The following is a 12,310-nucleotide window of genomic DNA, read 5'->3' on the forward strand; positions in this document are numbered from 1 at the left end:
TGATGGTCGTGGACGAGCCCGCGACCGAGGAACACCTCGCCCGCGTCCTCCAGCGGCCCAGGCGCCAGGTGGCGGACGCCCTGCGCGAGCTGGCCGACGAATACACCGCGCAGGGCCGGGGCTTCGAGCTGCGCTTCGTCGCGGGCGGCTGGCGCTTCTACACCCGCGCCGCGTACGCGCCCGCCGTCGAACGCCTCGCGCTGGAGGGCCAGACGGCCCGGCTCACCCAGGCGGCCCTGGAGACCCTCGCGGTCGTCGCGTACCGCCAGCCGGTCGGCCGCAGCCGGGTCTCCGCCGTACGCGGGGTCAACTGCGACGGCGTGATGCGGACCCTGCTCCAGCGCGGTCTGGTCGCCGAGGCGGGCACGGAACCCGAAACAGGTGCGATCCTGTACGTGACGACGAACTATTTCCTGGAGCGGATGGGCCTGCGCGGCCTGGACGAGCTTCCGGAACTCGCGCCCTTCCTCCCCGAGGCGGAGGCGATCGAGGCGGAGACCCAGGAGGGAGTCCCGTCGTTCGACCCGGACGCGCCCGACGCGCCCGGCGGTCAGGACGCAGACGACTACGACGGAAACCTTGATGCGAAGCAGCGGCAGCGGCAGGAACAGCGGACGCGGTAACCCCCGCGGCGGCAACGACCGGGACGAGCGCAAGGGGCAGGGCCGCCCCAGCAAGCCCCGTCCGGAGGAGCGCCGCTACGACGTGGGTCCCGGCGCCACGAAGGACGGCCCGAAGGCCGGCCGCGGCGGCGCGGCGCGCGGCGGTGCCAAGGGCGGCCCCAAGCAGTCCCAGCAGGCGGGGCGCGGCCGTACGGCACCCGGCCGCTCGCGTGAGTTCGAGACGCGGGCGGAGGAGCGCAACCGGGAGCGGTACGAGGGCAAGAAGGACGTGCGGCCGCCCAAGACCTTCCCCGGCGCCGAGCAGGAGGGCGAGCGGCTGCAGAAGGTGCTGGCCCGCGCGGGCTACGGCTCGCGGCGCGCCTGCGAGGAGCTGATCGAGCAGTCCCGCGTCGAGATCAACGGCGAGATCGTGCTCGAGCAGGGCCGCCGGGTCGACCCGGAGAAGGACGAGGTGAAGGTCGACGGCCTGACCGTCGCCACCCAGTCGTACCAGTTCTTCTCGCTGAACAAGCCCGCCGGTGTGGTCTCCACGATGGAGGACCCCGAGGGCCGTCAGTGCCTCGGGGACTACGTCACCAACCGCGAGACCCGGCTCTTCCACGTGGGCCGCCTCGACACGGAGACCGAGGGCGTCATCCTGCTCACCAACCACGGCGAGCTGGCGCACCGCCTCACCCACCCGAAGTACGGCGTGCAGAAGACGTATCTCGCGCACATCGTCGGCCCGATCCCGCGCGACCTCGGCAAGCGCCTGAAGGACGGCATCGAGCTGGAGGACGGGTGGGCCCGCGCCGACCACTTCCGGGTGGTCGAGCAGACCGGCAAGAACTACCTGGTCGAGGTGACCCTGCACGAGGGCCGCAAGCACATCGTGCGCCGCATGCTGGCGGAGGCGGGCTTCCCCGTCGACAAGCTGGTCCGCGTCTCCTTCGGCCCGATCACCCTCGGCGACCAGAAGTCGGGCTGGCTGCGCCGCCTGTCCAACACCGAGGTCGGCATGCTGATGAAGGAAGTCGACCTCTAGTCCCTGGAGCGGGCTCTTGCCGCCGGTGACGGTCCGGCTTTATGGTCAAGCTGACGATTAGTCGGGTGGCCATGGAGCCGGACCAACGGGGGCCGGGTCATGGGCGCCCGGAAGGACTTGACCCATGACCTCCACGCCCGCGGGCAGGCGCGCCGCCACCGGTTCCCTGCTCGGACTCGCCCTCGGCGACGCGCTGGGCTTCCCGACCGAGTTCAATGACGTGCCGTCCATCCTCGCCAAGTGCGGACCCTGGCGGGAGATGGAGCTGCCGGGCCGCGCCTTCGTCTCCGACGACACGCAGATGACCCTCGCACTCGGGCGCGGGCTCCGCACGGCCATGGGCCGGGGCTCTCTCACGCCGCGGCGGCTGGAGCGGCCGCTGCGCGCGGAGTTCGTCGACTGGTACCAGTCCCCGGAGAACAACCGCGCCCCCGGCCGCACCTGCCTCACCGCCTGCGCGCTGCTGAAGGAGGAGGGGCGGGACTGGCGGGACGCGAGCCAGGTCGGCTCCAAAGGCTGCGGCGCCAACATGCGGGTCGCCCCGCTCGGCCTCGCCCCCGGCCTGAGCCCCGAACAGCGCTCCGGCGCCGCCCAGTTGCAGTCCGCCCTCACCCACGGCCACCCCACCGCGCTGGCCGCCTCCGACCTCACCGCGCACGCCGTGTGGCTGCTGGCGCAGGGCACCGACCCCGAAGGGCTCGTCGGCCGGCTGCGCTCGTACGCCCTCGACCACCGCACCCACTACGACCACACCTGGCTCGGTGACCTGTGGCGGCGCGCCGGGGACGCGAGCCCCGAGGAGTTCATCGCGCGCGGCTGGGACGAGTGCCTGGCGATCCTCGGCCGCCTCCAGGAGGCGCTGCGCACCGTCTCCCCGGAGACCGACCCCTGCCTCGCCACCGGCGAGGGCTGGATCGCGGAGGAGGCGCTGGCCACCGGCCTGCTCTGCTTCCTGCTCTTCCCCGGCGACCCCGTGCTGGCGCTGCGCCGGGCCGCCTGCGCCTCCGGCGACTCCGACTCCATCGCCTGCCTGACCGGCGCCTTCGCGGGCGCCTGGCTGGGCGCGGACGCCTGGCCCGCGGACTGGGTGGACCGGATCGAGCACCGGGACGAACTGCTGGAGCTGGGCGCCCTCTGGGACGCGTAGCGGCCGCCTGTTCGCCCCCTTAGGGTCGGAATGTGGCAGCTCCTTCGCGAACCCACGACACCGCACCCGCCCCGACGCGGACCCGGCTCGCCCTCGGCCTGCTCGTCATGGTGATCGTCTTCGTCGTGGCGCTGCTGTGGGCGAAGTGGCTGCCGTACACGGCCAAGGTCATCGGCCTCGGCCGGAGCCACGCGTGGTCGGGCGGCAGCATCCTCGAGGTCGGCGGCGTCCGGCCCGGTGACTCCCCGAGCTGGCAGGCGGCGGTCTCCTTCCTCCTGGCCTATCTGGTCGCGGTGTGGAAGGCGCTCGTCGCCGCGCTGCTGATCAGCGCCGCGCTACAGGTGCTGATCCCGCGTGACTGGCTGCTCCGTGCGCTGAACCGGCGGGGCCGGTGGTCCAGCGCGGTGGCGGGCGGCCTGCTGAGCACCCCGTCGATGATGTGCACCTGCTGTACCGCACCGGTCGCGGCCGGGCTCCGGCGCGGGGGCGCCTCGACGACCGCCTCGGTGGCGTACTGGCTGGGCAACCCCCTGCTCAACCCGGCCGTCGTGGCCTTCCTGCTGCTGGTGGCCCCCTGGCAGTGGACGGCGGTCCGGATCGTGGTGGGCGTCCTCACGGTCGTGGCGGGAGCGGTGCTGGTGGGCAGGCTCGCCGACCGGGGCCGCCGGGCCGACGGCGACGCGAGCGACGTTCCGCCCGTCCCGGCGGGGAGCGACCAGCCCGACGGAGCCGCGGCGGTGGCCGTCCGGTTCGTCCGGACGCTGACCCGCATGACGCTCGTCCTGGTCCCCGAGTACCTGGCGGTCGTCCTGCTCATCGGCGCCTTCCGGGGCTGGCTGCTGCCGCTGGCGCGGAACGGCATCGGTGACGGCCTGCCGACGGTGATCGCCGCCATGGTCGTCGCCGCGGTGCTCGGCACGCTGTTCGTGATCCCGACCGCCGGTGAGATCCCGATCGTCCAGGGGCTGGCCGTCGTGGGCCTGCCGCCCGCCGTGCTCGGCGCCCTGCTGATCACCCTGCCCGCCGTGAGTCTGCCGAGCATGGTGATGATGCAGCGGTCCCTCGGCACCCGGATCACCACCGCCACCGCGGTACTGGTCGTACTCGCCGGGATGCTCGGCGGGGTCGTCCTGTGGGCCCTGTGAGCTCACGGCCGGGCCGAGGCGAGGCGGGCGCGGTACAGGAAGTCGGCCACCCGCGCCTGGTCCGGCTCCGCCGGGAGCGGGGTGCGGAGCAGGGCCGCGTCCGCCTCCGCCGACAGCCGGGCCATCCGGGCCTCGACCTCCGGCCAGGGCACGTCCCCCCGCTTCACCTCCAGCAGCGCCTCCCGCTCCTCGCCCACGTCGAGCCGCAGTTCACCGGTGCGCAGCAGGTCGCGGGCGCTGATCAGCAGGCGGAGCAGATGCATCGCGTGCTTCCAGCGGGGGGCGCCGGTGGTGCGGACGTCGGCGTCCAGTCTGCGGCGCTGGCCGAGGGCGTAGCCGGTGAAGGTGGCGTGGACCTGCCGGGACAGGAACGCCGCGCGCAGCGAGAGCAGTTCGCGGCCGATGTCGTCCAGCTGCTCCACCAGCGGGGAGTGCAGGCACTCCAGGATGTTCGGGTTGGCCCGCAGCGCCAGCTCGCAGAAGCGCTCCAGCTCCCAGGAGAACCGTTCCTCGCCCGGCCCCTCGACATGCGTGGGCGGCTTCTCGAACCGCCAGAACAGCGGGGTCGGGGCCAGGAACACGCCCCGCCGGTCGGTGTCACTGGTGTCGGTGGCCAGACCGAAGGCGCGCGAGCCCATGACACAGGCGTAGACGGTGTGGTCTCGGACCAGGTCGGCGGGGCGCATGCGGGGGAGCGTACGCGGGCGGTCAGCTCAGGTGCACCGTGTTTCCGTGCACCATGATCTCCTTGGCGGGCAGTGGCTCGGTGGCCGGGCCGTGGGCGACCGAGCCGTCGGAGATGCGGAACCTGCTGCCGTGGCAGGGGCAGTCGACGGTGCCGTCCGCGACCTTGTTCAGCGTGCAGCCCTGGTGGGTGCAGACCGCGGAGAACGCCTTGTACTCGCCCTTCTTCGGCTGCGTCACCACGACCTTCTCCTCGGTGAAGATCTTGCCGCCGCCCTCCGGGATCTCGCTGACGCTCGACAGCGCCTTACCGCCGCCAGAGTCGGATGAGGCGCTGTCGCCGCTGGGAGAGGTGCTGGCGGCGGCCGAGGAGGTGTCGCCGTCGTCGCCGCAGCCCACACAGCAGACGGTGAGCGTGGCGGCCCCCGTGGCGAGAAGCGTGCGCCGTGTCGCGGGCTGGTTCATGTCGTCACTCCGAGAGGTCCGAGGGGCGGAAGAAAGGGACGGAAATCTCCAGAACTCCGGGCATCTTGGCATCGAACGCCGCCCGGACGAAGGAGGCGGCAGCGGGTCGGCCCCCGCCTCGGCCGAACGGGCGCCCGTCCCACAGCCCGGGCGGCGCGCGCCCCACCCGCCCGCGCTGACTAGGCTGGGCGGATCAGAAACCGGCCCCGGGCCGGTGCCGCCGCCCCGCGCAAGGACATCGCCCAGTGAGAACCGCACTCGTCATCGGCACCGGGCTGATCGGGACCTCGGCCGCGCTCGCCCTCACCCGGCGGGGCGTCACCGTGCACCTCGCCGACCACGACCCCGCGCAGGCCCGCACCGCGGCCGCCCTCGGCGCCGGTACCGACGAGCCGCCCCAGGGCCGGGTCGACCTCGCGCTCGTCGCCGCCCCGCCCGCCCACGTCGCCACCGTCCTCGCCGACGCCATGCGCCGCGACCTCGCGCACGGCTACCTCGACGTGGCCAGCGTCAAGGGCGGCCCGCGCCGCGAACTGGAGGCGCTCGGCCTGGACGAGGCCGTCCTCGCCCGCTACCTCGGCACCCACCCCATGTCCGGCCGGGAGAAGTCCGGCCCGCTGGCCGCCACCGCCGACCTCTTCGAGGGCCGCCCCTGGGTGCTCACCCCCACCCGCGACACCGACACCGAGGTGCTGAACCTCGCCCTCGAACTGGTCTCGCACTGCCGGGCCGTCCCGGTCGTCATGGACGCCGACGCCCACGACCGCGCCGTCGCGCTCGTCTCCCACATGCCGCACCTGGTCTCCAGCATGGTCGCCGCCCGGCTGGAGAACGCCGAGGAGGCCGCCGTACGGCTGTGCGGGCAGGGCATCCGGGACGTCACCCGGATCGCCGCCTCCGACCCCCGGATGTGGATCGACATCCTCTCCGCCAACCCCGGACCCGTGGCCGACCTCCTCACCGACGTCTCCGCCGACCTCGACGAGACCGTGCGCGCGCTGCGTGCCCTGCAGTCCGCCGACGAGGACAAGCGGCGCACCGGCGGCGCGGGCATCGAGGACGTGCTGCGCCGGGGCAACGCCGGTCAGGTCCGGGTCCCCGGCAAGCACGGCTCCGCGCCGCGCGCGTACGAGACCGTCACGGTCCTCATCAACGACCAGCCCGGCCAGCTCGCCCGCATCTTCGCCGACGCCGGACGGGCCGGGGTCAACATCGAGGACGTCCGCATCGAGCACGCCAGCGGACAGCAGGCGGGGCACATCCAGCTCATGGTCGAACCCGGGGCCGCGCCCGTCCTCACCGAGGCGCTGCGCGAGCGGGGCTGGGCGCTGAGGCAGTAGCACGGGCCCCGGGCGCACCCGCGCCCACGTGCGTCCGTACGAGTGACCCACACCCAGTAACCTTGTGCGGGGCGCCCTCGCGTCCCGCCACCCCGACCGACACCCTTCACCAGGAAGGTGCCCTCCCGTGGAAAACGGCGCCGCCCCGACCGCCAAGCCTGTGATCGTAGCGATCGACGGCCCCTCCGGCACGGGCAAGTCGAGCACGTCGAAGGCCGTGGCCGCGCAGCTCGGCCTCAGCTACCTGGACACCGGCGCCCAGTACCGGGCCATCACCTGGTGGATGGTGGCCAACGAGGTCGATCTCACGGACCCCACCGCGATCGCCGCCGTCGCGGGCAAGCCGGAGATCGTCTCCGGCACCGACCCGCTGGCCCCGACCATCACCGTCGACGGCTACGACGCGGCCGCGCCGATCCGCACCCAGGACGTCACCTCCAAGGTCAGCGCGGTCAGCGCGGTGCCCGAGGTGCGCACCCGGATCACCGAGCTGCAGCGCTCCATCGCGGCCGGTGCCGAAGAGGGCATCGTGGTCGAGGGCCGGGACATCGGTACGACCGTGCTGCCCGACGCCGACCTGAAGATCTTCCTCACCGCCTCCCCGGAGGCCCGTGCGGCCCGCCGCAGCGGTGAGCTGAAGGGCTCCGACGTCGCCGCCACCCGTGCCGCCCTGATCCAGCGGGACGCGGCCGACTCCAGCCGCAAGACCTCCCCGCTCGCCAAGGCGGGCGACGCGGTCGAGGTGGACACCACCGAGCTGACCCTCGCCCAGGTCATCGAGTGCGTCGTCACCCTGGTCGAGGAGAAGCGGGCCGGGAAGTGAGCCAGAGCGCACCGCCCTCCGAGCGGGGCGCCGAGATCGGGCGGCGCATCGGGGTCGGCCTGATGTACGGGCTGTGGAAGCCGCGGGTGCTGGGCTCCTGGAAGGTGCCCGCCTCCGGCCCGGTGATCCTCGCGGTGAACCACTCCCACAACATCGACGGCCCCATGGTCATGGGCGTGGCGCCCCGGCCGACGCACTTCCTGATCAAGCAGGAGGCGTTCATCGGGCCGCTGGATCCCTTCCTGACCGGCATCGGCCAGCTGAAGGTGGACCGCACCACCGCCGACCGCACCGCCATCGGCCGGGCGCTCGGCGTGCTGGAGCAGGGCGGCGTCCTGGGCATCTTCCCGGAGGGCACCCGGGGCGAGGGCGACTTCGCCTCGCTGCGCGCCGGGCTCGCCTACTTCGCGGTGCGCGGCGGGGCGCCGATCGTGCCCGTGGCCGTGCTCGGCAGCGCCGACCGGCCCGGCCGCCTGGTCAAGGCACTGCCCCCGCTGCGCTCGCGCGTGGACGTGGTCTTCGGAGACCCGTTCGAAGCGGGCGACGGCTCGGGGCGGCGTACGCGCAAGGCGCTGGACGAGGCGACCGAGCGCATCCAGAAGCGGCTCACCGCACACCTGGAAAACGCCAGGCGCCTGACCGGGCGCTGGGCGACACTTGAGTAGTGGAACCGGCCCGAATCGGGCCACTTCCACCGATCACCACGAACGACGACGAGGTACGGACTTCATGAACGACCAGAACCAGCCCGACGGCTCGGCCGCGCACGAGTACGAGCACGGGGCTCTCGGCGACGCCGAGTACGCGGAGTTCATGCAGCTCGCCGCGGAAGAGGGCTTCGACATCGAGGCCGTCGAGGGCGCCATCGAGGAGGCGGGCCACGGCCCGCTGCCCGTGCTCGCCGTCGTCGGCCGCCCGAACGTCGGCAAGTCGACCCTGGTGAACCGGATCATCGGCCGCCGCGAGGCGGTCGTCGAGGACAAGCCCGGCGTCACCCGCGACCGCGTCACCTATGAGGCGGAATGGGCGGGCCGCCGTTTCAAGGTGGTCGACACCGGCGGCTGGGAGCAGGACGTCCTCGGTATCGACGCGTCCGTCGCCGCCCAGGCCGAGTACGCCATCGAGGCGGCCGACGCGGTCGTCTTCGTGGTGGACGCCAAGGTCGGCGCCACCGACACCGACGAGGCCGTGGTCCGGCTGCTGCGCAAGGCGGGCAAGCCGGTCGTGCTGGCCGCCAACAAGGTCGACGGCCTCAGCGGCGAGTCCGACGCCGCCTACCTGTGGTCCCTGGGCCTCGGCGAGCCGCACCCGGTCTCCGCGCTGCACGGCCGCGGCACCGGCGACATGCTGGACGCCGTCCTCGAGGCGCTGCCCGAGGCGCCCGCGCAGACCTTCGGCAACGCCGTCGGCGGCCCACGCCGGATCGCGCTGATCGGCCGCCCGAACGTCGGCAAGTCCTCGCTGCTCAACAAGGTGGCGGGCGAGGAGCGCGTCGTCGTCAACGAGATGGCGGGCACCACCCGTGACCCGGTCGACGAGATGATCGAGCTGGGCGGCAAGACCTGGAAGTTCGTGGACACCGCCGGTATCCGCAAGCGCGTCCACCTCCAGCAGGGCGCCGACTACTACGCCTCCCTGCGCACGGCCGCGGCCGTGGAGAAGGCCGAGGTCGCCGTCATCCTGCTGGACGCCTCCGAGAACATCTCCGTGCAGGACCAGCGCATCGTCACCATGGCCGTCGAGGCGGGCCGCGCCGTGGTGCTCGCCTTCAACAAGTGGGACACCCTCGACGAGGAGCGCCGCTACTACCTGGAGCGGGAGATCGAGACCGAGCTGGGCCAGGTCGCCTGGGCCCCGCGCGTCAACGTCTCCGCCCGTACCGGCCGCCACATGGAGAAGCTGGTCCCGGCGATCGAGACCGCGCTCGACGGCTGGGAGGCGCGCGTGCCCACCGGCCGCCTGAACGCCTTCCTCGGCGAGCTGGTCGCCGCCCACCCGCACCCGGTGCGGGGCGGCAAGCAGCCGCGCATCCTGTTCGGCACCCAGGCGGGCACCAAGCCCCCGCGCTTCGTCCTCTTCGCCTCCGGCTTCATCGAGGCGGGCTACCGGCGCTTCATCGAGCGCCGTCTGCGCGAGGAGTTCGGCTTCGAGGGCACCCCGATCCACATCTCGGTGCGGGTGCGCGAGAAGCGCGGCGCGAAGAAGAAGTAACCGCCTCGGCGGACACACGCATGGCGAAAGGGCGGCCCGGTCTCGACGAGAGACGGGCCGCCCTTTCGTTTCCGGCTCAGCTGCCCTGGCGCGGGGCCGGGGGGAGCGCCGCCGGGCCAGGGCCGTCGTCGTCCGGCCGGGCCCGGCCGATCGTGCCGATCCGCTGCCACTGGGACTGCTGCCGCGCGCTGTACGCCCCCGCGCTGTAGGCGCTGTAGGAGCTGCTGAACGACCCCGGCCGGTGTCCGCCGTACGAGCCCGTGCCCTGGGGGAGGTTCCCGAAGGCGGTGAAATCGAGGTTCTCCTCACCGCTGCGGTCGAAGGGCAGCGTACGGAAGCTCTTGACCCACTCCGCGTACAGCGTGTCGTAGATCGGCGTGGACGAGGGCCCGCCGGAGTTCTCCTGCCCGGACCGGGCGACGGGAACGGGGGACAGGGCGGGTCGGCGGGGAGGAGTGTCGTATGGGTGCACGTATGTCCAAACGACGGTGCCCGCAAAGAGATGCGGCCCCGCGAGGGGCCTTCGGAGGTGCGCGGGACAGCACGGGCGGCCGTGCCGGTCCCGGGGGAGGGGGACCGGCACGGCTGGTGCCCGGCGGAGGGGGTCTCAGGTACCGGCGAGCGGCAGCGCGGCCGCGACCAGACGGCCGTTGGCGGCGGCCTTGTCCAGCGCGTCGCGCAGCAGGTCCTCGCGGGGCTGACGGCCGATGGAGCCGACCGGGGCCGCGAACATCAGCACCTGCTGGTGCTTGTTGGCGGCGGCCCGCCAGCTGTCCGTGACCTGGAGCGGCTGGTGCGCCTGCCACCAGGCCACCGGCCGCCCGCCGTTCGGCCCGGGCTGGAGCACCGCGTGCAGCTGGCCCACGGCGAGCAGCACCGACCAGCCGTGCAGCACCGGCGGGACGGCGGCCAGCTCGGTCAGGGGCATGAAGCCCTGCTCGATGAGGAGCGGCAGGAAGTCGTCACCGCCCCCGGTGGCGCCGGGGCGCGCGATGGGCGCGGTCGGCTCGACCACGAGCGCCGGGTGCAACTCGCCCTCGATCAGCACCAGTCCGCTGGTCACCCCGAGCACGGCGGGCTCGGGCACCGTCTGCCGGGGCTGCTCCTCGGGGGCCGCCTCGCCGCCGATGGAACGGACGGCGCCCTGCAACTGCTCCTCGGTGACCTGCACGACCTGCGAGGGCAGACAGCCCGCGTGGGCGAAGGCGAGGACGGCGGTCTCGTCACCGACGAACAGGACGGTGCTGGTGCGTTCCTGCCCGGAGTCACCCGGAGTGCGGCAGGACGTGCAGTCATAACTGCCCGGAGCGGTCTCTCCGGCGAGCAGCCGGTCGGCTTCTTCGTCGCCGATCTCGGCGCGTACGGCCTCACTGACGTCGAGCATGCGCGGCACGGTGGCTCCCTCGGGATGCGCGCGGTCGGCCGGGTGGCTCCCGGTCGCTGAGCCTTGGGGTTGCGGGCTCACGCAGAAGACAACGGGCGTGCTGTGGTGGGGGTCACGCCCCAGGGGGAACGGAATCGAACCGGCCGACGCGCAGGGTCACTTTCCGCACGGAATCGGCCACTCCCCGTCAACTCCGTACATGGTCAAGGAACTTGAACGAGTGATGTGCGTCACGGGCAGGTGCCTCTCATGGTCGACAAGTGCCGAAATAACCGTATGAAGTGGTTGGCCGGAAATCGCCGATACCTGCGGTAACCGCCAACTGGCCTGCCACGAAGGGGTGTTGTTGAAATGCGGCACCTGTCCTCCTTAGATTCCTTCGCCGTGTGCAACTAGCACCGCTCGGGTAGGTCCGCCGCCCGGCGCCGGGTCCGACAGGGACACGGCACCGGAACCGGTGGACGGGGCGGGCACGAGGAACCGCGCTCCTGCGCGGCGAGACGCGCCCCGCCCAGGGGGAGCCCGGGTTCGTGGAGAGGGAACTGCATGTCCGAGTGTGCCGATACCACCCGTTCGACCGCCCGTAAGGGCCGTACGACGGCCGCCCTCGCCGGGGCCGCGCTGCTCGCCCCGCTGGGGCTGCTGGCCGCCTCCGGAGAGGCACAGGCGGCGGACAACGGAGTCTGGGACCGCATCGCCCAGTGCGAGAGCGGCGGCAACTGGCACATCAACACCGGCAACGGCTACTACGGCGGACTTCAGTTCTCCGCCAGTACGTGGCGTGCCTACGGCGGCGGCGCCTACGCCGCCACCGCGGACCAGGCGTCGAGAAGCGCGCAGATCGCCGTGGCGTCCAGGGTCCAGCAGGCCCAGGGCTGGGGAGCCTGGCCGGTCTGCTCCGGCCGCGCCGGGGCCTACGGGTCCGCACCGTCCGGCGCCTCGGCGACCGGCTCCGGGACCGACAAGGGCGTGACGAAGAAGTCCAGCCCGAAGAAGTCCAGCCCGGCGAGGTCCGTCCCGACCCGGACCGCTCCGAAGCGGTCCGCCCAGGTCCCGCAGCGCCCGGCGACGACCCACGCCGACCGGGGAGCCCACCGCGGCGGCTACACCGTCCGCCAGGGCGACACGCTGAGCACCATCGCCGCCCGGCACGGGGTGAGCTGGCAGCGGGTCTACGAGGCCAACCGGTCGGTCATCGGGGCCGACCCGAACCTGATCGTGCCGGGGCAGCATCTCGCGCTCTGACGCGAGGCCCCGCCTCGACGGCCGACGGCCGCCGCCCTCCGGAGGGCGGCGGCCGTTCGCATGTCTGTTCGTGCCGGGGAGTCCGTGAATTTCCTCTGCGGCGTCAGCTCCGGGGCGCGTGCTCCGTATTTCCCGGGAAAAACGTTCCGGTCCTGTCATTGGCCGGTTCCGGTGCGTGATCCGACGCATTACGACCGCTAATTGGACCCCGTGACGGGC

13 protein-coding genes are annotated in these 12,310 nt (G+C 72.9%); 9 read left to right on the forward strand and 4 right to left on the reverse strand.

The features are described from left to right. Positions 1-2: 2 nt before the first annotated feature. The 4 genes from scpB (at position 3) to ACI2LY_RS28160 (ending at position 3,939) form a co-directional block, all read left to right on the forward strand. On the forward strand, positions 3-623 hold the full coding sequence (gene scpB / locus ACI2LY_RS28145) for an SMC-Scp complex subunit ScpB (RefSeq protein WP_389004904.1): 621 nt from the start codon (positions 3-5) through the stop codon (positions 621-623). Beyond that, entirely contained in the window at positions 583-1,647 is a 1,065-nt protein-coding gene (locus tag ACI2LY_RS28150; RefSeq protein ID WP_401453134.1) for a pseudouridine synthase, read from the forward strand. The genes scpB and ACI2LY_RS28150 overlap by 41 nt, the downstream gene beginning before the upstream one ends. 124 nt (positions 1,648-1,771) lie before the next feature. Further along, positions 1,772-2,794: an ADP-ribosylglycohydrolase family protein gene (locus ACI2LY_RS28155; protein ID WP_404709594.1), complete on the forward strand. Its 1,023-nt coding sequence runs from the start codon at positions 1,772-1,774 to the stop codon at positions 2,792-2,794. A 32-nt stretch (positions 2,795-2,826) separates the two neighbouring features. Then, entirely contained in the window at positions 2,827-3,939 is a 1,113-nt protein-coding gene (locus ACI2LY_RS28160) for a permease (RefSeq protein WP_404709595.1), read from the forward strand. Between the two features lie 2 nt (positions 3,940-3,941). Here the strand turns inward: ACI2LY_RS28160 and ACI2LY_RS28165 are convergent, their stop codons facing one another. Both ACI2LY_RS28165 and ACI2LY_RS28170 read right to left on the reverse strand, forming a co-directional pair. Then, entirely contained in the window at positions 3,942-4,625 is a 684-nt protein-coding gene (locus ACI2LY_RS28165) for a DNA polymerase beta superfamily protein (RefSeq protein ID WP_404709596.1), read from the reverse strand. Between the two features lie 22 nt (positions 4,626-4,647). Further along, positions 4,648-5,088, reverse strand: coding sequence for a Rieske (2Fe-2S) protein (locus tag ACI2LY_RS28170; protein ID WP_404709597.1), 441 nt, complete (start codon positions 5,086-5,088; stop codon positions 4,648-4,650). A 245-nt stretch (positions 5,089-5,333) separates the two neighbouring features. On the opposite strand from ACI2LY_RS28170, the gene ACI2LY_RS28175 reads away from it, so the two are divergent. The 4 genes from ACI2LY_RS28175 (at position 5,334) to der (ending at position 9,462) form a co-directional block, all read left to right on the forward strand. Beyond that, entirely contained in the window at positions 5,334-6,428 is a 1,095-nt protein-coding gene (locus tag ACI2LY_RS28175) for a prephenate dehydrogenase (protein WP_404709598.1), read from the forward strand. A gap of 127 nt (positions 6,429-6,555) precedes the next feature. Continuing rightward, positions 6,556-7,251 carry a (d)CMP kinase gene (gene cmk / locus ACI2LY_RS28180; RefSeq protein WP_404709599.1) on the forward strand — a complete coding sequence of 232 codons (696 nt, stop codon included), beginning with the start codon at positions 6,556-6,558 and terminating at the stop codon, positions 7,249-7,251. A gap of 62 nt (positions 7,252-7,313) precedes the next feature. Continuing rightward, positions 7,314-7,916, forward strand: coding sequence for a lysophospholipid acyltransferase family protein (locus ACI2LY_RS28185; RefSeq protein WP_389004903.1), 603 nt, complete (start codon positions 7,314-7,316; stop codon positions 7,914-7,916). 64 nt (positions 7,917-7,980) lie between these two features. Beyond that, positions 7,981-9,462, forward strand: a complete 1,482-nt coding sequence (gene der, locus ACI2LY_RS28190) for a ribosome biogenesis GTPase Der (RefSeq protein ID WP_393596313.1) — start codon at positions 7,981-7,983, stop codon at positions 9,460-9,462. A gap of 76 nt (positions 9,463-9,538) precedes the next feature. Here der and ACI2LY_RS28195 read toward each other — a convergent pair whose 3' ends face one another. Both ACI2LY_RS28195 and ACI2LY_RS28200 read right to left on the reverse strand, forming a co-directional pair. Further along, on the reverse strand, positions 9,539-9,934 hold the full coding sequence (locus ACI2LY_RS28195; protein ID WP_401633733.1) for a hypothetical protein: 396 nt from the start codon (positions 9,932-9,934) through the stop codon (positions 9,539-9,541). A 135-nt stretch (positions 9,935-10,069) separates the two neighbouring features. Next, positions 10,070-10,855, reverse strand: a complete 786-nt coding sequence (locus ACI2LY_RS28200; protein ID WP_404709600.1) for a hypothetical protein — start codon at positions 10,853-10,855, stop codon at positions 10,070-10,072. Between the two features lie 537 nt (positions 10,856-11,392). On the opposite strand from ACI2LY_RS28200, the gene ACI2LY_RS28205 reads away from it, so the two are divergent. Further along, positions 11,393-12,091 (forward strand): transglycosylase family protein, encoded by a 699-nt coding sequence (locus ACI2LY_RS28205; RefSeq protein WP_404709601.1) that lies wholly within the window; start codon positions 11,393-11,395, stop codon positions 12,089-12,091. The last annotated feature ends 219 nt before the right edge of the window (positions 12,092-12,310 follow it).

The organism is Streptomyces sp. NPDC002176 (assembly GCF_044903645.1).
GTDB lineage: Bacteria > Actinomycetota > Actinomycetes > Streptomycetales > Streptomycetaceae > Streptomyces.

Bases quoted from the DNA above. Each gene is read 5' to 3' on its own strand.
- scpB (WP_389004904.1), top strand. From the start codon at position 3: ATGGTCGTGGACGAGCCCGCGACCGAGGAACACCTCGCCCGCGTCCTC.
- ACI2LY_RS28150 (WP_401453134.1), top strand. From the start codon at position 583: ATGCGAAGCAGCGGCAGCGGCAGGAACAGCGGACGCGGTAACCCCCGC.
- ACI2LY_RS28155 (WP_404709594.1), top strand. From the start codon at position 1,772: ATGACCTCCACGCCCGCGGGCAGGCGCGCCGCCACCGGTTCCCTGCTC.
- ACI2LY_RS28165 (WP_404709596.1), bottom strand. From the start codon at position 4,625: ATGCGCCCCGCCGACCTGGTCCGAGACCACACCGTCTACGCCTGTGTC.
- ACI2LY_RS28170 (WP_404709597.1), bottom strand. From the start codon at position 5,088: ATGAACCAGCCCGCGACACGGCGCACGCTTCTCGCCACGGGGGCCGCC.
- ACI2LY_RS28185 (WP_389004903.1), top strand. From the start codon at position 7,314: ATGTACGGGCTGTGGAAGCCGCGGGTGCTGGGCTCCTGGAAGGTGCCC.
- der (WP_393596313.1), top strand. From the start codon at position 7,981: ATGAACGACCAGAACCAGCCCGACGGCTCGGCCGCGCACGAGTACGAG.
- ACI2LY_RS28205 (WP_404709601.1), top strand. From the start codon at position 11,393: ATGTCCGAGTGTGCCGATACCACCCGTTCGACCGCCCGTAAGGGCCGT.